The 18,667-nt window shown below is 36.3% G+C and carries 22 protein-coding genes and 1 pseudogene; 22 read left to right on the forward strand and 1 reads right to left on the reverse strand.

All coding sequences use genetic code 11. The annotated features are described in order from the left end of the window. Nucleotides 1-258: 258 nt before the first annotated feature. Nucleotides 259-774, forward strand: a complete 516-nt coding sequence (locus tag MHH42_RS10775; RefSeq protein WP_185777150.1) for a DUF3231 family protein — start codon at nt 259-261, stop codon at nt 772-774. Between the two features lie 448 nt (nt 775-1,222). Beyond that, nucleotides 1,223-1,360 (forward strand): hypothetical protein, encoded by a 138-nt coding sequence (locus MHH42_RS10780; protein WP_179879229.1) that lies wholly within the window; start codon nt 1,223-1,225, stop codon nt 1,358-1,360. A 50-nt stretch (nt 1,361-1,410) separates the two neighbouring features. On the opposite strand, the gene MHH42_RS10785 is transcribed toward MHH42_RS10780, so the two are convergent. Next, a complete protein-coding gene (locus MHH42_RS10785) occupies nt 1,411-1,548 on the reverse strand; it encodes a DUF3956 domain-containing protein (RefSeq protein ID WP_000443221.1) in 138 nt (45 codons plus the stop codon). Nucleotides 1,549-2,017: 469 nt separating this feature from the next. Here MHH42_RS10785 and MHH42_RS10790 point away from each other — a divergent pair, with 469 nt between their 5' ends. The 20 genes and pseudogenes from MHH42_RS10790 (at nt 2,018) to MHH42_RS10885 (ending at nt 18,662) form a co-directional block, all read left to right on the forward strand. Next, on the forward strand, nt 2,018-2,266 hold the full coding sequence (locus MHH42_RS10790) for a hypothetical protein (protein WP_097837865.1): 249 nt from the start codon (nt 2,018-2,020) through the stop codon (nt 2,264-2,266). Between the two features lie 85 nt (nt 2,267-2,351). Continuing rightward, nucleotides 2,352-2,750: a CHRD domain-containing protein gene (locus tag MHH42_RS10795; protein WP_071710024.1), complete on the forward strand. Its 399-nt coding sequence runs from the start codon at nt 2,352-2,354 to the stop codon at nt 2,748-2,750. 171 nt (nt 2,751-2,921) lie between these two features. Continuing rightward, a complete protein-coding gene (locus MHH42_RS10800) occupies nt 2,922-3,101 on the forward strand; it encodes a hypothetical protein (protein ID WP_000390790.1) in 180 nt (59 codons plus the stop codon). Between the two features lie 21 nt (nt 3,102-3,122). Further along, entirely contained in the window at nt 3,123-3,950 is an 828-nt protein-coding gene (gene terS, locus MHH42_RS10805; RefSeq protein ID WP_097837864.1) for a phage terminase small subunit, read from the forward strand. Further along, on the forward strand, nt 3,943-5,220 hold the full coding sequence (locus MHH42_RS10810; RefSeq protein WP_097927040.1) for a PBSX family phage terminase large subunit: 1,278 nt from the start codon (nt 3,943-3,945) through the stop codon (nt 5,218-5,220). Before terS ends, MHH42_RS10810 begins: the two co-directional genes overlap by 8 nt. A gap of 69 nt (nt 5,221-5,289) precedes the next feature. After that, nucleotides 5,290-6,771, forward strand: a pseudogene (locus MHH42_RS10815) (phage portal protein). A 113-nt stretch (nt 6,772-6,884) separates the two neighbouring features. Continuing rightward, the gene (locus MHH42_RS10820; protein WP_097821193.1) at nt 6,885-7,403 is read left to right on the forward strand and encodes a phage head morphogenesis protein; all 519 of its coding nucleotides are present in this window, start codon (nt 6,885-6,887) and stop codon (nt 7,401-7,403) included. A gap of 113 nt (nt 7,404-7,516) precedes the next feature. Then, on the forward strand, nt 7,517-8,719 hold the full coding sequence (locus MHH42_RS10825; protein ID WP_097837861.1) for an XkdF-like putative serine protease domain-containing protein: 1,203 nt from the start codon (nt 7,517-7,519) through the stop codon (nt 8,717-8,719). Nucleotides 8,720-8,748: 29 nt separating this feature from the next. Beyond that, the gene (locus MHH42_RS10830) at nt 8,749-9,726 is read left to right on the forward strand and encodes a major capsid protein (RefSeq protein WP_371399152.1); all 978 of its coding nucleotides are present in this window, start codon (nt 8,749-8,751) and stop codon (nt 9,724-9,726) included. Between the two features lie 170 nt (nt 9,727-9,896). After that, nucleotides 9,897-10,061, forward strand: a complete 165-nt coding sequence (locus MHH42_RS10835) for a YqbF domain-containing protein (protein WP_000869882.1) — start codon at nt 9,897-9,899, stop codon at nt 10,059-10,061. After that, entirely contained in the window at nt 10,061-10,597 is a 537-nt protein-coding gene (locus MHH42_RS10840; RefSeq protein ID WP_097837859.1) for a hypothetical protein, read from the forward strand. Before MHH42_RS10835 ends, MHH42_RS10840 begins: the two co-directional genes overlap by 1 nt. Then, nucleotides 10,594-10,965 (forward strand): hypothetical protein, encoded by a 372-nt coding sequence (locus MHH42_RS10845; RefSeq protein ID WP_044810142.1) that lies wholly within the window; start codon nt 10,594-10,596, stop codon nt 10,963-10,965. Before MHH42_RS10840 ends, MHH42_RS10845 begins: the two co-directional genes overlap by 4 nt. Nucleotides 10,966-10,971: 6 nt before the next feature. Beyond that, entirely contained in the window at nt 10,972-11,382 is a 411-nt protein-coding gene (locus MHH42_RS10850; RefSeq protein ID WP_000024032.1) for an HK97-gp10 family putative phage morphogenesis protein, read from the forward strand. Nucleotides 11,383-11,385: 3 nt separating this feature from the next. Further along, a complete protein-coding gene (locus MHH42_RS10855) occupies nt 11,386-11,808 on the forward strand; it encodes a hypothetical protein (protein WP_340893368.1) in 423 nt (140 codons plus the stop codon). 12 nt (nt 11,809-11,820) lie between these two features. After that, a complete protein-coding gene (locus MHH42_RS10860; RefSeq protein WP_000118572.1) occupies nt 11,821-12,423 on the forward strand; it encodes a hypothetical protein in 603 nt (200 codons plus the stop codon). Between the two features lie 58 nt (nt 12,424-12,481). Further along, nucleotides 12,482-13,000 (forward strand): hypothetical protein, encoded by a 519-nt coding sequence (locus MHH42_RS10865; protein WP_097837857.1) that lies wholly within the window; start codon nt 12,482-12,484, stop codon nt 12,998-13,000. Then, nucleotides 12,964-13,383, forward strand: coding sequence for a hypothetical protein (locus tag MHH42_RS10870; RefSeq protein ID WP_002106210.1), 420 nt, complete (start codon nt 12,964-12,966; stop codon nt 13,381-13,383). The genes MHH42_RS10865 and MHH42_RS10870 overlap by 37 nt, the downstream gene beginning before the upstream one ends. Before the next feature lie 34 nt (nt 13,384-13,417). Further along, nucleotides 13,418-16,441, forward strand: a complete 3,024-nt coding sequence (locus MHH42_RS10875) for a phage tail tape measure protein (RefSeq protein ID WP_340893369.1) — start codon at nt 13,418-13,420, stop codon at nt 16,439-16,441. Beyond that, nucleotides 16,438-17,121, forward strand: a complete 684-nt coding sequence (locus tag MHH42_RS10880; protein WP_340893370.1) for a hypothetical protein — start codon at nt 16,438-16,440, stop codon at nt 17,119-17,121. The genes MHH42_RS10875 and MHH42_RS10880 overlap by 4 nt, the downstream gene beginning before the upstream one ends. After that, nucleotides 17,118-18,662, forward strand: coding sequence for a hypothetical protein (locus MHH42_RS10885; protein ID WP_097837854.1), 1,545 nt, complete (start codon nt 17,118-17,120; stop codon nt 18,660-18,662). The genes MHH42_RS10880 and MHH42_RS10885 overlap by 4 nt, the downstream gene beginning before the upstream one ends. Nucleotides 18,663-18,667 lie beyond the last annotated feature (5 nt).

Below are 18,667 nucleotides of genomic sequence, written 5' to 3' on the forward strand. Positions count from 1 at the left end.
TTATGATAAACATCTTTAATTTTTATTATTAAAAGTACTTATAATAATGGATTAAGTTAATCGAAATGTATTTATTATTTATAAGAATAAATTTTTGGTAATGGTACATTCTATAAGGGGTAATTACTATATTTGGGTAAGGTGTTCCTTATGAGTTATAAGAACTTATTTTCTTTAATCCAGAACATGGTTGGGAAAATTTTTTTTATAGTAAGTATTGTTGCTAAAAGTCTAATTTCTTTAAGGAGGAATATTTTTATGGGTATTTTAAGTGGAAATCCACAAAATGAACCAATGCACTACGGAGAAGTCTTTGGAATTTGGAGTTACCTTGCAGCGGCACAAGGTGCAATTGCTGGATATCAAGTTCTTATTAACCACACAGGAGACGAGGATTTAAAGAAATTTTTAGAAAACCTTGTAGAGAATGATATCCAATCAGAAGTTGAAGAATTAAAAAATATATTAAAATTGAATGGTGTTGCATTACCACCAGCACCTCCAGAAAGACCAGTTGCATCTATTGAAACGATTCCTCCTGGCGCTCGTATTAATGATGCAGAAATTGCAGCTAAAGTTTCTATGGATCTTGCTGCTGGGTTAGTAGCATGTAGCCAAGCTATGGGACAATCCCTTCGAGAAGATGTAGGAATGATGTTTGGTCAATTTCATATGAAAAAAGCACAAGCTGGAGTTATATTACTTCGTCTGAATAAGAAAAAAGGTTGGATTATTCCGCCTCCATTACATGTCCTACAATCAGATCAAGCATAATACCTAAATAAAATTCAATCTATTCTTTGACTGTTGCAGTGAGGTTGTCTAGAAAAATAAAGGTTTTTAGTGAATTAAAATAAGTGGCAGAGTCGTGACCGCTTTTTGGCAGGAAATGTGCCGGTTGTTTTGGTATAAACGTGTTATATTTGTATTGTGAGAAGTGGCGGAAAACACTATTCACTATGTTTTTTCTAAAATTCTAAACGGTTCGTAATGACGGCGCATAAAATCCGAAACCAGCAGATGGTAGTGATTGAATGATACCGTTATTAAGGAGAGCTTTTGCTCTTCTTCCAGTTACTTAATAATGCTTAAAAAGATTGGTGCAGCAACATTAGGTGATTGGAAGAAGGGTAAAACTTCATTTACCGTAATTAAAGTACAAATAAATAATTGATATCAGAGCATCCATTCGGGTTCTTTTTATTTTGGAGGAGATTGTACTTTGAAAATACCATTAAAAAAATGGTGCTTGAATAAAAGTTGTGGATTTAAAGAGGCTTCTCATACGATACGTGATGGTTGTAAATGCCATAAACGTAATGGGTCAATGATGAATCAAATTGGTGCAAATGAAAGATAAGAAAAATAAAAAAAGAGGGCTGAATCCCTCTTTTTCTTTTGATATGCCAATTAATCACAAATCGGTATTCCAAGCACTCTTAGAGCTAATGCTACTTGAAGAGAAATCTCTAATCTAGCAATCTCGATACCAGCTACTGTAAGAACTAAAAAAGGTTGGCCATTTACAAACACAACGCAACTTTCCATGGTTACGCCTCCCTTCTAGTAAACTACTACAGTATATGAGTTGAATATTAATATGTAATAGTTAAATTGATGGATTTAATAGAATTGATAGATTTACCTTGTTCTAACAAAACAAACTCAACACAAACCAAATATTGTAAAGGTGATTTAAAAACCATCTAATGTAACACATCATATATTTTGTTACGTAAATTTCGATAAAAATAGAGATAGTTAACTAAGTGAAGTTTATGCAAGGAAAAGCAGATGTTTTAGGGTAAAAACAGCGTAAAATCAACAATGTATAAAAGATGTTGTAAGTGGTAGTTCTCAAAAGTGCCAAAAACGTTGGTATGACGGCATATTCCCCGAAAACCTTGTTTACATAAGTAACCTTATCGGTAGTCAATTTGAATATCTATTCATTTCCCATGCATACATCAAATTTTGTTATGGATTTTTAAAAATAAGATTCTTTTGAGGTGATTTCGTGCGGGTCTATACAGTTATGATGTGGGACCATGCTGATACGGATATTATGTTAGCTACCGCAGACAGAGAAGAAGCGTTAAAAGAATTTGAATCATGCATTGCATTCTCTTTGCAGGTTTGGGAAAAAGGAGAAGTATTGATTGAGATGATAAGTGACGAAGGTGAATACTTTGCTGATGGTGGATTAGAAAGATATCCAGAAAAAGGACAACAGTTATTTAATGAGATAGTTGAACAATTACAGTAGCTTAACAGCTGCTTTTTTATTTTGTCACCATTTCAGAAGGACATGAATATATTAGGAGTAAATAAAAAGCATAGGAGTGATAAATATGTTCTTCGCAAAGTTACGTGGCAGAAATGAAGTTCCACCAGTAGAAACAGATGCTCGAGGACAAGCTTTCTTTAAATTGAGCCGGGACGAGCTTAGTTTAAAATTTAAGTTGGAGTTATTCGATATAGAGAATGTAGTAGTTGCCCATCTGCATCTAGGAGCAAAAGGAACGAACGGTCCTGTTGTAGCTTTTTTATTCGGACCTATAACAAATCCAGTTTCAATAGAGTGTGCAACTTTTACAGGAATGATCACTCAAGAGGATTTGGTTGGGCCGTTGGCTGGCCAAACATTAGATGCTCTTGTAAATGAAATCATCGCTGGAAACATTTATATTAATGTTCATACAGTACAACATCCTAATGGCGAAATTCGTGGTCAACTGTATCATTGTTAATTAATTAAAAGTAGCGAATTTGCTACTTTTTTATTTTGCATAGAAAAAGGAACCCCTAAGGATTCCTTTTCTTATTCCGATCTATCTTAAGCGCATATAAGATAACGTTATTTTACATCTTAATATTAGGAATTTCAATAGTTAATTAGGGTTTACCGTGAGGTGGTGTAAATGGAAGAAGAAACTATAAACGTTCCTACATGCTCTGTTTGTAATGAACCCTGCATGTGGACATTAAAAATGCCATTAACTATTACTCATTTTGATAAAACATATCTCCGTGAAGCAAATACGGATAATGCTCATATATGCATTGAGTGTTTAGAGAAGGAAGTGCAAACAATTGGATAAGGGGGCAGGTGTTATGTAATTATGGCCAGACAACGAAGTCCAGACCGTAACAAAGCGTATGAAATATTTAAAGAACATAACGGTGATATTACTAATCGTAAAATTGCTGAATTGTTGTCTACATCCGAGAAAGCTGTAAATGAAAAAACGGTTGGAGGGTGGAAATCCAAAGATGAATGGATAGACAAATTAAACGGAGTACTTCCTAAAAATGAACGGAGTACTCCAAAGAAAGATGCGGAGTACTCCAAAAAGAAACCAGGAGCACCCAAAGGTAATAAGAATGCTGTAAACAATCGCGGTGGAGCTAAAAAGGGCAATAAAAATGCTGTTGGTAATCCCGGAGGTTCTGCTCCATTGCGTAATGGTAATGCTGCTACTCATGGTTTATATAGAAAGTATTTACCAAAAGAATTATATGATTTAAAAGAAGAGCTAGAGGAAGCGATTAACAATGATCCTTTATCGATTCTATGGGAAAGTATAATGTTACAGCACGCTCAAATCATTCATGCTCAACGTATTATGTTCGTTAATAATAAAGAGGACATGACAAAGGAACTAAGAAAGAAAAAACTTAGTGAAAGCGGATTTGAAGAAGAGTGGGAAATTCAATTTGCTTGGGATAAACAAGCGAGTTTCTTAAATGCTCAATCTAAGGCCCTTTCTACTTTGTCTGCTCTTATTAGAGATTTTGATAGATTAGCAAATATAGATGATGAGCGAAGGGCCAAACTTGAATTTATCCAGGTTCAAATCGACAAAATTAAATCTAATACTAATAATGATGATAACAATATTGAGCCAGTTGTCATTGTAGACAATATCAGTGGTGATTTAAATGTCTAAAAAGCAAATCGGTGAAATACTTCCACCGGCATTTCATCAAGTTTGGTTAGCTCGTAAATGTGAATCGATATTAAAAATTGTTTGTAAAGGCGGACGTGGTTCAGGTAAATCTACTGATATATCCATTTGTATTGTTATGGATCTTATTCAGTTTCCTATTACGGTTCTTTGCATACGTAAAGTAAAGGATACAATAAGGGAATCCTGCTATGAGCAAATAAAAGAAGCAATAGAAATATTAGGTGTAGAACATTTATTTCGTTTTAAAGAAAGTCCAATGGAAATCATTTATAAGCCACGTGGGAACAAAATGATATTCCGTGGTGCTGATGACCCTGCGAAAATTAAATCTATTAAGATAGCGAAATATCCAGTTGCTATTGCATGGTTTGAAGAATTGGCTGAATTTAAATTAGAGGAAGATGTTTCTACAATAGAGAAATCTATTTTGCGTAAAGAGTTACCGAATGGATTGCGTTATAAGATGTACTATTCATATAACCCACCTAAAAGGAAACAATCCTGGGTTAACAAGAAGTTTGAAACACAATTCAGACCAAAGAATACATTTGTACATCATAGTACATATCATGATAACCCGCATATCTCTAAGCAGTTCGTGGAAGAAGCAGAAGAAACAAAAAGGCTTAAACCACAGCAATATGAACACGAATATGAAGGGAAACCAACAGGCAGTGGCGTTGTTCCATTTAGTAATCTCACATTCAGACGTATTACAGATGAAGAAATTAAAACATTTGATAATATACGTCAAGGGATTGACTGGGGTTATGGGAATGACGCGCTGTCTTTTGGTCGTATGCATTATGATAAAACGCGCAGAAAGCTTTATATATTCGGTGAAATACATGGCGTTAAAATCAGTAACCGCTCATTAGCAGAAAAGATTAAAAAACTCGGCTGGGATGATGTTGAAATAATTGCGGATTCTTCTGAACCAAAATCAATCGATGAAATGAAAAACGATCATGATATCAAGAAAATAAAAGGTGCAATTAAAGGGCCTGGTTCTGTTGAATACGGAGAAAAATGGTTAGATGATTTAGTAGAAATCATAATTGATCCCGAGCGTTGTCCAAAAACTGCAGGTGAATTTGAAAATATTGATTATGAAGTTGATAAAGATGGTAATCCGAAAAACAGATTACAAGATAAGGACAATCATAGTATCGATATGACTCGTTATGCATGTGAGGACGATATGAGTAAACGTAAAGTAGTTATGGGTGGAAAGGTTAAAAGAATGTAGTCGAGCATTTATTGTTCGGCTATTTCTTTTGCTCTTTATTAATAGAAGAAAGGAGGACACATAAACGGTATGATCGATAAGAAAACAATGAAGAATGTAAAAGTATTTGGAATTAGCAAAGCTGCAGATGATCCAAAGAATAAGGAAGATAACAGCAAACAAATGGCAGTTGACCCATTCGCGCAAATATATGGCGATAAGGGATTGGTTAAACCTCCTTATGATATGAAGGTACTGATGGATATAAAGGAAAGTAATCCTATTCATTCTGCTTGTATTAGTGCGAAAGTGGATGATATTGCGGGTGTCGGTTTTGACTTCGCGCCTTTTGAAGAAGTAAAAGAAGCAGCGAGCCAAGAGTAATATGAAATGCTAAAAAATTTCATGCGGAAGTGCAACCCAGAAATGACAAGTTCAGAAATTCTTAGAGCTGTATGGGAGGATTATGAAACAGTTGGCTGGGGCATTGTTGAAGTTGTTCGCGATAATAAAGGTGAAAGTCCGGTAGAGCTTTATCATATACCGGGACATACAGTACGTGCTCATAAGGACAAAATACGCTTTGCTCAAATCGTAAACAATAAAGAAATATGGTTTAAAAAGTTTAATTATCCAGATGATTATCATCTTGCTGATGGTAGGCCTTTAGGTGCAGATGATCCTGCAGGAAATGGAACAGAAAAAGCCGGAGAAGTAATTGTTATTCGTAAATTTGGTTCTCGTTCTTCTTATTATGGAATACCTAATTACGTTAGTTCCATAGGTTCAATAGTTGGTTCACAAGCAGCAAGAGATTACAATATCGACTTTTTTACAGGTAAAACCATCCCGGATTCCATTTTATTTCTTGAGGGAGTCGATGAAGTAGATTCTGGAACAGAAAATGAACTGAAAGCATTCTTCTCTGCAGAAACAAAAGGAGAACATCATAAATTAGCCGTTGTACCTGTGCCAGATGGTGCGAAAGCAAGGTTAGAAAAGATTAGTCCAGATGTAAAAGAAGGTAGTTTCCGTTTATATAAACAGGATAGCGCAATGGAGATATGTGTGGCCCATCGTGTACCGCCTTATCGTATCGGCTGGGCTATGACAGGTTCATTGGGGCAAACAACTGCTAAAGAAATGAACGAGATGTACAAGCGTTCTATTATAGAGCCTGGTCAAGAAATCCTAGAGCATCGATTGAACAATCAATTGTTCCGTGTATTCGCTGAAATACTAGGTAGTTTAGATTGGCATTTCAAATTAAATGAAATTGATACGGGTGACCGTGAAGCAGATTTAAAGTATGCAAAAGACAGTTATGAGGGTGGAATATTAAAACTGAATGAGTCTCGTAAAGTAGTAGGTTATGAACCTGTACCAGAAGGAGATAAATTCTTTGATGGTAAAACTGAGTCTTCTCCGCCTGAACCAATTGCGAAAGCTGCAGATAATGAGCAAGAGAACATAATTGCTATTAATACATTTAGGGAAAAGCATGAAGAAGTAGAGAAATCTATGCAAAAGAGAGTAACGGATTTTTTTCCGAACAGGGAAAACGGCTCTTAAACCTGCTTCCCGTAATTCGTATTAATAAAGCAGATGAAGAATTTGTTCCTGTAATTGATGAATCAGAAGTTGATGAATTTCTTGATAGTGTCGATTGGGATGAAGAAAGACAAATGTTTGTCGATGAAGTCACAGACACTCTGCAGGATGATGTAACAGAATTTGTACAAAGTGCTATAGCGTCTAATGGTTTAACCTGGGTGGTATTAGATCCAATTGGTGATGTTACTGCAAAATGGGTTGCTGCTTATGCATTTGAATTAGCGAAGGGAATCCATGAAACTACTAAAGATAGATTAAGAGAAACAATGTTAAAGAATCTTAGTGAGGGAATGGGTGTCGATGCATTAAGTGTTTCTATTGCAGATGTAATGTCAGAAGCAAGCAACTACAGAGCAATGATGATTGCACGTACAGAAACAACATATGCAATGAATTACGGCAATTTAATTGCTTATAAGGGCGCAAATAGAAATAAGAAAACATGGCTTACCGGAAACGATGAACGTGTTTGTAAAGAATGCGGTGGTTTACATGGTGAAACAGTAGATATTGATGATCTATTTAGCAACGGAAAGATGTGTCCGCCAGCTCATCCACATTGTCGCTGTACTATGATTTCAGAAGAGTAATAAAATACACCTATTTGATTGGGGTTTCATCGTCAAAACGTATACGGCTTTAATTTGGCTGCTATGCGTTTTGACAGTGGAACCCCAATATTTATAGGGAAGGAGGTAAAACAATGAGATACGAACTAAAAAACGCCAATATCAGTTATGTTTCATTAGTTACAAAGGGCGCAAACGGTCGTCAATTTGCCATTATGAAAAGTGAATCTGCTAAACAACCAAATATATCAAAGCAAGTTCCAATCCTTAAAACAGAAGAAGAGAAGCAGCTTGTTACGGGTGTTGTATATGAACCGGATGTAGAAGATTCACATGGGGACATAATGACCGCAGAAGAAATAGAAAAGGCTGCTTATACCTTTATGGAAAATTACCAACACATCGACAAGCAACATGATGAAATCGCTGGTAAAGGAACTGTGGTTGAAAACTGGATTGCTAAAAGTGATATGACAGTAGGCGAACAAGAAGTACAAGCAGGAACATGGCTTATGACTGTTCGTGTCGATGATGCAGACACCTGGGAAGAAATTAAAAAAGGTGAAGTTACCGGTTTTTCTATGGGTGGCTTTGGTGAACGTGTGGAAATCGCGAAGGCAGATGATTTTACTCATGAAGATAAAGGCCTTATTGGAAAAATGCTAGATTTCGTTAAAGGTGAAACTCACAAAATCGCAAAAGGAGAAGTAAAAGACCGCTTTATTGATGAAAAACAAAAGCGTGATTTACGGGCTGTTTTTAATTTATTTGAAGATGTGTTCTATTGGGAGGTTTGGGAAAGTAATCCCGATATCGACCGTATGGCAGCTGCTCTTGATGATATGAAGGACATACTTTCTTCTATTAAAGGCGGTTATACCATCGCGAAATCAGAAGGTAGTGTACAAGCAGAAAGCATTGTATTAGAAAGTATTAAAAAAGCTGGGAAAGTATTATCTCAAAAGAATCATGCAAAATTAGATGAAGCATTAGCTTTAATTAGTGAAATAAAAGAAGCTGCTGCACCACAGGAGGAAGATGAAATGAAAGCAGAAGATATTGCAGAGATTGTTAAACAAGCAGTAGAGCCACTAGCTACCAAGTTAGATAAGATTGAAAAACAAGTGAATGGTGAAGAAGTAGAACCGACACCAGAAGAACAAACGGATGAAGAGAAAGTTGCAGCAGTTATTCAAAAAGCATTGGAGCCATTTGCTGAACGTCTTGAGAATATCGAAAACGCGGCCTCTATTCGTAAAGGTTTAGATCCAGACGAAGAATTTACACCAGGACAACAACAAATTAAAAAGTCTAAATGGGCAGGAATTAACCTGTAATATAAGGGGGAAATATTAATATGGGCACAATGAACAATCAAGATTTATTAAAACGTGTATCTAGAATTGAAAAGACAATTACTACAGGATCAGTTTCTTCTGGTTTATTAAATCCGGAGCAAAGTAAAGAATTCTTTAGAATGGCATTTGACGCAACACCATTCTCTCAATTACATCGAAAAGAAATGCGTAAAGCAAAACAAGGTGTACTTGATAAAGTTGGTATTGGCGGCCGCATTCTACGTAAGAAAACAGAGAATAAAGATGAGGATTACCGTGCAGGTGTTACTACATCAACTATTCCATACAATACAAAAGCACTTCGTCTACCTTGGGAAATTACAGAAGAAACTCTGCGTGAAAATATTGAAGGTGAAGGCTTTGAAGATACTGTAATGACACTTATGTCAAGTCAAACAGGTATTGATTTAGAGGATTTACACTGGAATGGTGATGTTGAATCATCTGATCCATTTTTATCAATTAACGATGGTTGGTTGAAGAAGATTTTAAAATCAAAAGAATCTCATATTATTGACCACGCTAAACTAGTAACTGGTACAGGGGAAGAAGCAAAAGCTAATGGATTTGGTAAAGGATCAATCTTTGCCCTATCTGGTGTAATGCCAAATAAATATAAAAATAGTAATCTACGTTGGATTATGTCACCAAATCGTAGAGAAAAATGGATTGAATATTTAACAAACCGTCCTACAGGTGCAGGTGATGCTGCATTACTAGGAGCGGGAGACCAAGTTAATAAACCGATGGGATACGGAATTGTTACAGTTCCTTCTTTATCAGATGACATTATTATTCTTGCAGATCCACGTAACTTTATTGCTGTTAACACATATGAAACTCGCATTCGTAAAACAACAGAAGGTAAATCTGCAGTAATGGAAGATAAACGATTCTATGTAATTCACTTCGATGATGATGCTGTAATTCAAGAAATGGATGCAGTAGCAATTCTAACAAATATTCCTGATACGTTTGGTGCTTAATAACCAGGCGTATTTTTTATGGACGCAAGCTCTTTATTATTAGGGTTTTGAATGTATACTTTTTTTATAATTTCTTGTTTTTAATAGGAAACGAGATATAACCAATAAAACCAACAATACGAATGTAAACTTTCATGCAAAAGTTTACATTCGTGAAAGGGGTGTTAATTATGAAAGTAGTTACGCTGCGATTCGGTGGCACTTACACCGCTTATGGACAAAAGTTTAAGAATGGCCAAGAAGAAACAGTTGCAAATGATAAAGCTGATTATCTTGTAAGTACTGGACATTTTGAACTTGTAAAAGAAGTCGATAAGAAGGAGAAAGAAACATAATGGATATTACCGTGCAGGACATTAAAGACCGCGTAAATGTGCATAAAATGCCGGATACGGTTATTCAAGAACTAATAGATTACTATGCAGTTATTGCTAAGAAATATTTAAGAGTTAAGCCGGAGAATCCAATGAAAGAAATCATTCAAACAAGCAAACTAGCTTGGCTTTCCTTTCCGGCTGAATCTATAGCAAAAGTAACTCATGTTAGTTCTAAACAAGATATGACCGATTCTATTACTGTAAATGGGCGTATTGTTTATGGTTTATCCGAAAATCAGTTATATGAATTTGAATATAAGATACAAGATTATGATGATCTGCAGGTACTTATGAAGAAATGCATTATTGATTTGGTTGTTTCTGCAGTAGTTCGTGCTAACTTACAACGAAAAGGTATGAAGACATCGGAGAGTATTGGTGATTATTCGTACCAGATTAGCCCAGAAACGCTAGATGAACCAGCTACAAACAATAAGATACTCAATGGTTTAAAAGGATTTAGAGCAAGAATTAAGCCGGTGATGGCCACATGAACGAAATGTATTTCGATGATGGTGGAATGGATGATTTATATATTCATGAGGTAGTTGTAAAACGAAAAATGAAAAAGAAACAATCCTCTGGTAATTATGCAGAAACAGAAGAAGACATTTATGAGAATATGACTTGTCGTGTAACTACTAATTCTGCTGCTGATAATGAGAGGTTTAAGCGTGATAAACAAAATTTTGATACAACCTTTAAGATATATGCACCTGCTTCTTACAAAATTAAGCCTAATGATCGTATTCATTTCAAAAGTGAAGAATTAGGCGTTGATTATATGTTTGAAGTAAAAGGCGAACCGCGTAATCCTGCGTTTATGAATCACCACATTGAAATTTATTGCGAAAAGGTATGATTCTATATGGCTAATTCAGTAGAAATTGAGTATTCAAGCAATATGGAGCAAATCAAGACGCATATTAACGCTATGTGTGTTGAAAAGGTCACAGCAGCATCTATTCATTTACAAAATCAAGTGAAGAAGAATCTCACGGGTAGCCGTAGCGGTAAACAATACAAAATACCTCATACGAGTCGTAAATATACTGCCTCTAAACCAGGTGAAGCTCCTGCTGTTCGTACCGGTGACTTGTTAAACTCGATTAAATACAATGTTAAACGGTCACAATCAGAGGTTTTGGGTGCAGTAGGGAGCGACTTGCAGAAAGCAATATGGCTTGAAACTGGTACAAGTCATATGGAAGCCCGTCCATTCCTATTAAAAGCGTTTGAAAAAGAACGCAGAGAACTTAAAAGAATGATGGGAGGGTAATAGATGTCTAACGCTATTGCAGCTATTAGAATGCTTGTAGAGAACGATGAAATAATAAAAGCTAATCTATCAGAATATGGTGAAGGCGAGGACAAAGGCCCTGCTCTTTCATTCCAGACTGCACAAGATGATATGGAAATGCCTTATGTAGTTATGAGAATTGAAGCAGATAATCCGGATGATGTTGAAATTATAGATCGTATGATTCTAAATTTCGATGTGTATTGTGATAATGGGGATTATGATAAGGCAAAGTTAATTGCTACACGTATTGAAAAGTTACTAGATAGAGAAGTTGGCTTAAAAGATGATGGGATACTTTCTATACATCGTGCAGGTAAACTGCCGGTACCAGATGAAGACCCAACTATCATTCATATAAATGCGAAATTTCTTGTCCGAACCATGCGAACGGACTTGTATTAGGGGGTAGGGCAAATGAGCTGGAAATTAATTAATGGTGTCCGTGAAGGGACTACAGATAATTTTGTTATCGGTCCTGGTGTCATGTACAAAGGGTTTAAAAGTGTAAAAGAATTAGGTGAACTTGTAGGAGCGACTACAGGCGGAACTAAAGTGGGTTTTGATCGTGAGTATTATGATGCAGATATTGATGGTGTACTAGGTAAAATGGTGCGTGGTAAGTGGTTATTAAAAGATGAACCACATGTAGAACTTACATTAGTAGAGTTTACAAAAGAAAACCTGCAGTTAGCTTTACCAGGGATGACGGTAGATAGTACAACTGAAACAGATTACGATATTATGAAACCTTCAAATGATATTCCGGATTCAAACTATCATGATATTGCACTCATTGGTATGATTTCGGGTAGTGAGCTACCAGTCATTTTTGTAATTCGTAATGCAATGGTAGTTTCATCTATTGAAGTAGATCTAAAAGACGGTAAAGGAACGGTTGGTTTGAAATGTAAATTTATCGGTCATTACAGTGAATCTGCACCAACTACACCACCATACGAAATCTATTTACCAAAGAAAAAGAAAGTAACAGTACAAAAAGCACCGGCTACCGCATAAATGGTAGTCGGTTTTCTATTGCATAAAACGAGCTGAATACAAAAAAGGAGCGGACAAAATGACTTCTATATTAGAAAAAATGATGAATATCGGTACAGAAATTACAATCTTAGGTGAAAAAGTAACAATGCGACGATTAAATGTAACGGACGTTTGGCGATTCGCTAAGATTATTTCGAAGGTTGGACGCAACGCAATAGTTAACTTTGCTGATTTCGGTAAGGATAAGCAAGCAATGGATGAACTAACTAAAGCAGCAGAATCTCTTCCAGAAGAAGAAAAACAAGCACAATTAGTTGCACTTAAAGAAAAGCAGCAACAAAAAGGATTAGAATTTGCTTTCCGTGTTCTAACGATGATCCCTGCTTGTGAGGATGATTTTACAGAGTTCTTTGCTAGTTTATTAAAAGTGAAAGCAGAAGAGTTTAGACAGTTCCCTCCGGAAGCAATGGTTGCTGTTATACAGGGCCTATTAGAAAGTGAAGACTTAATGACTTTTTTCAACCAGGTCAAGGGACTCGTGAAAGTTCAGAGCGAGAAATGGAGCCAATCAGCAGCGGCGCCGAACCTAGCGTAAATGAAAATTCAGATGAATATTTAGAGGAAGCCGAACAAAATATGTTACGTGCTTTCGATAAAATCCAAAAACGGTATGGATGGACAGATGATTATGTCTTATCAATACCGTATTCGCGTTTAATGGACCTGTTTTCTTTAATTGCACGAGAAGAGCAGCAAGAAGAACTAAATGAGTGGAAGAAGATGGCGTTCATTGGCTTTCAAACTCGTCAACTTGAAGAAGGTACTACTTTTAATGATTATCTTCAAGCCTTTGGACTAACTGACACCCAGGACGATAAAGAATCATCTTATGAAATGGGTGAAGTATGGACGAAAGAAGAGTGTGAAGCGCATGTTGCTCAAATCATGGCTCACTTCCAAGAAGACGATGAAGAATAAAATGGTTATCGGCCCCGTGAAAGGGGGTGCGTAAATGTTAGCTGAAATGTTCCAACTGTTCGGAACGATTGGTATTAAAGCAGAAGGCGCTTATAAAGATTTACAACAATTCGAAGATCGTGTACAAAAAACTGCAAATGGAATGCATGATAAGTTTCAAAAAGCAGGGGAATCAATTAGCCATGTAGGTAGCAAGATGCAAGAAACAGGCGCAAATATGACTGCAGGTGTTTCATTGCCTTTAGCTGGTATTGGTGCTGCTGCTGTAAAAGTAGCGTCTGATTTTGATGCTTCTAATAGAAAGTTAGAATCTACACTCGGATTATCAAAAGAAGCTACAAAAGAGCTTGGTAATGTTGCGAAAGATACCTGGAAAGATGGATTTGGAGAAAGTATTCAAGAAGTTGATGAAGCTGTAATACAAGTAAGTCAAAACATGAAGAATCTTTCTTTCGATGAAATGCAGGGAGCTACGCAGAACGCTATGACTCTTGCGAAAACTTTTGATACAGATGTTAATGAGGTTACACGAGGGGCCGGACAGCTTATGAATCAGTTCGGTTTAAGTGCAAAAGAGACATTTGACCTTCTAGCTTCTGGTGGACAAGCAGGCTTAAATTTCTCAAATGAAATGTTCGATAACATTTCTGAATACGCGCCTTTATTTAAACAAGCAGGATTTTCTGCAGAAGAGATGTTTACCATTATGGCAAATGGAACGCAAGATGGTTCATATAATCTCGATTACATAAACGATCTTGTGAAAGAGTTCGGTATTCGTGTACAAGATGGATCAAAAGGTGTAACAGAAGCCTTTGCAGAAATGAGCCCAGAAACTCAAAAGGTTTGGGACAATTTCAATAAAGGTAAAGGAACTTCTGCAGATGTATTTAATGCCGTCTTAGGTGATTTAGGTAAGATGGACGATAAAGTAAAAGCAAACCAGCTTGGTGTTGCTGTATTCGGTACAAAATGGGAAGACATGGGTGCAGAAGCTGTATTAGGGCTAAATAACGCCGATGGTGCATTACAAAACGTTGATGGCAGCATGAAAAAAATGCAGAAAACGCAGCAAGAAGCTTTTGGTGTTCGTTGGCAGAAACTTGCTCGTACCACAATGGCATCATTAGAACCATTAGGACAAGCCATTCTAGATATTGCAGAAGTGGCACTCCCTCCAATCATTAAAGCAGTAGAAGTTGCTGCAAAAGCATTTAGTTCTATTCCTAAGCCAATTCAAATTGGTATCGTAGCAATTTTAGGTATGGTTGCTGTATTAGGGCCATTAATTGCCATGATGGGCTTTATGACAAGTGGAGTAGGTGCATTTGTTGGTTCGTTTAGATTCCTTGTACCAGTATTAACAAAAGTACCAATGCTATTTACAGGGATACTAAAACTTGGCCCTAGATTAATAGGTATGTTCGGAATGATAGGAAGAGCCGTTGCTTTTCTAGGAAGTACTGCATTTGCAGGATTGTTAAAGGTTGGCCCTAAACTTATTGGTATGTTTGGGGCAATAGGAAAAGCCCTAGCACTGTTGGGCAGATCCATGATGACATTACTGATGAATCCTTGGACAATTGCCATACTAGCAATTGTAGGATTAGTATATCTAATTTATAAAAACTGGGATGACATCGTTAAATATACCAAACAAGCAGTTAAATGGCTTGGTGATGCCTGCTCTAAAGGTTGGGATGCAACTGTAAAAGGTGCGAAATCAGCTTGGAATGGATTGTCTAAGTTCTTCTCTGGATTCTGGGAAGGTACAAAAAAGATATTTAGTTCTGCAATGTCATTCATAGGTAAAATATTTTCTAAGGCTTGGGACGGTTATGTAAAAGTAGTTAAATTTTATTTTAGCTTAATGAAAAATATAATTACCTTTGGTTGGAATGCAATTAAAGCTGTATTCTCTTTCGCTTTAAACCTAATCAAAACTATTTTAGTAGGCGCTTTTAACTTCTATAAGACTCTATTCCTAACAGCCGTTAAATTATGGCAGACTATATTCCGTACAGCGTGGAATATCATTAAGACGATTTTTACCACTGTACTTAATTTCTTGAAAACATTTATTCGTGCTGCTTTTGAATTCATAAAAAATGTGATTTCAACAGTAATGAATGTGATTAAAACTATCATTTCTGCAGCATGGAATTTTATAAAAACAGTATTTGTTACTGTTTTGAATTTCATTAAAAATACTGTTCAAACAGCATTCAACTTTATTAAAGACATAATTACTTCCGTGATGAATGCAGTTAAAAACTTTATTCAAGCGGCATGGAATTTTATAAAGTTAATAATCATTAGTGCAGTACGTGAATTTGTTGGGTTTGTAATTACAAATTTCAACAAATTATATAACACAATAACCGATGTTGTTGGCGGTATAAAAGAATTTATTGTTAGTAGCTTTAAAACTATAAAGAAAGCAATTACTGGTGCTTTTACAGGGGTTGTAGATACTGTAAAAGATGTATTTAGTAAGGTTGGTTCTATAGTAAAAAATGTAGCAAAAGATGCAGTTAGCTGGGGAAAAGATATTATCGCAGGTATCGGTGAAGGTATGTCCGGTATGGCAGATTGGCTTATAAAAAAAGCTAAGGGCGTAGTTTCGGGAATACCTAAAGCCGTATTAAAGTTCTTTGGTATCCGAAGCCCATCCCGGTTAATGATGGAATACGGGGGCTATATTACAGAAGGTCTTGGTGTAGGGATGGAAAAAATGATTCCTGCAGTAGACAAAGCTTCTGAACTATTAAATAAAGCTGTCGTTCCACCTAAACCAATGAAACTGGTAACCGATGTATCTAATCAAATTGGACAAATGGGCGCACGTTCTGCTGATCTAATCGGTAAAACTGCACATCCATTTGCGGGACAAACCCACGTTGAGAAGAAAACAAATAATGGCGTATCAATTCAAAATGCTACATTTAAAGTCTCTGTTGAAAAACTACAATCTGCAGACGACTTTGTAAAAATGAGAAAGCTGCTACAAAACGTAGTTGCTGATGATCTAATGGGAATGGCGGTGCGAAATGTATGAGTATATTAAAAACATTGCATAGAAGAGCTGGTTCATACCATCTTTTAGGAAAGGCTGCAGAGTTAAAAGACACAATAAGATATACTATTGATTTCTCATGGCCAGGGACATATAACTTTTCGTTTTTGTCCCAGGTTCCTATTGGTTCTGATGGAATGCTACCGAATAAATACTTTGTTGTTCGGGTTAATGGGATTGAGAGATTCAGAGCACGAGGTCCTTATGATTGGGAAGCGAGAGAAATCTTTGTAGGTGCAGGTCCACAAACGATTGAATTTACAACAATCGGTTATGGTTCCTCTGATATTGCATATATACGCGACGTACATTATTATGCTTTTGGACATGTACCTAATATCGAAAAAATTGAACAAACAAAATTACCGAAATCATTAGATGGCTTAAAAACTTATAATGTCATGCACGGATATCCTCGTTACCAGAGTGCGGGAAATAAAGGTTGTGAAGTAGAATTTACGGCTCTATTCAACGATATCGATCATTGGCGTGAGTTCATGAGGGAAATATATCGCCCTCATATTATTACAGGTGATTACGGCACCTACGGGGGTATTATCCCGCCGGATGAAGTAGATGCAATACGAAAAGGAACGCTAGTCATAGCAAAATGCAAATTAATATCCATGTCACAAGCAGGAGTAGGAGTTGATGGAATGTGAGAGAAGGATCTATTTCTTTAATTAGAATGTTGGGGAGCTATTTCCAAGTGGGGAATAACTCCCCTAATTTAATTGTTTATATGAAAAGAAGGGACTCTTCTTCTTACGTACAAATACAACACCGTGTAATAGGCTTAGAAGTGCAGGAGAACGCAGATCAGTTTGCTAGTACATTTACTATTACCTTTGCGAATGAATACGGCCAAATGGCTCCTGATAACTGGTATGGTAAGTTCTCTTCTATTTCAGAATGGTTTTATAACAGTGAGGTAACAAATACAAACCAGCTATATCCGCAGACTGAATTTAAAGTGTCTATTGGCTATGGTGAAGAAGCTTTGCCGTATATACATGGTTTTGTATCTGATGTGAAGGTAAATGCCGAAAGCGGTACGATTTCAGTTACCTGCACTACATCCTATAAGAAGGTTTTACATAAATCAGTAATCCCAACACCTGGATCAGATGAAATTGTTGCACCTACCGGTAATGTTTATGATGTTGTGAAGTTCTTCTTTGAAAAAGCAGGAGTTCAATTGCACGGTAGCAGAGTAAATATTCCTGGAACCAATCAGAGCTGGATTGTAGAAGGGGCAACAGGAAAGAGATTTCAGAAATGGGATGAAATTGTACGCGATATTATAGATACAACATTCCACTATATTAAACACGAACCAGATGGAAGTTGCACATTTATGAAAATGCCAGACTATGCAATTAATGAACCTGCAAAGTTTAGTTTTAGAGAAGGGGAAAACCTTATCTCTTTAGATATGCAGCTAACTGACCAGGATATAAGTAACAGTATTGTTGTTAAATGTGGAGATTACGCAAACGGATTTCTTAATTCGTTTCTATTAAAAAATGTATCGCAGGGTGATTTACGAGAGGAAATGATAGAAGTTCCCTGGGCAACAACATTCTTTGCAAGAAGAGCGGTTGCTGCAGCTTATCATTTAAAAGCAATTCAGAAGTTCAGAACATTAACAGTAGCAGTAGTTGGTGATCCAAGGATTCAATTATTTGATGTTATTTCTGTTTACAATAGAGATTCTGGTCAACAGTGGAATTACTTTGTTAAAGGAATTAATACAATGATTTCTGCAGATGATGGATTCTATCAAACTTTAGATTTAACTGTTAACTATGGGTACGAACCTGCTCCCTATACAGATATAACCGGTATTACAGTAAATGTAGATACATTACGTTTAAAACTTTGGGATTGGGATTTAGAGGATGGCGATTTATTAAATATTTACTGTAATGATAAATTAATCGAAGAGAATTATTTCATCCGAAACAATCCGACATATGTAGATATTCCACTTGAATATGGCGTGAATATTATCGTATTTGAAGCAGTACGAAACCCAAAAGGTATTCTTACAGGACGTTTGCAAGTACTGGATACGAAGAATAATATCTTGTTTGATTATGGTTCTTTACCAGATTTATCATTTCCTCGGGTAAATCAAGATGCAAATCACTATTATATCCAGCGTCCAGCCAAAACATGGTCTGTGACGCGCGTGAACTAGGGGTG

The organism is Bacillus sp. FSL L8-0099 (genome assembly GCF_038006385.1).
Taxonomy (GTDB): Bacteria; Bacillota; Bacilli; order Bacillales; family Bacillaceae_G; genus Bacillus_A; species Bacillus_A toyonensis.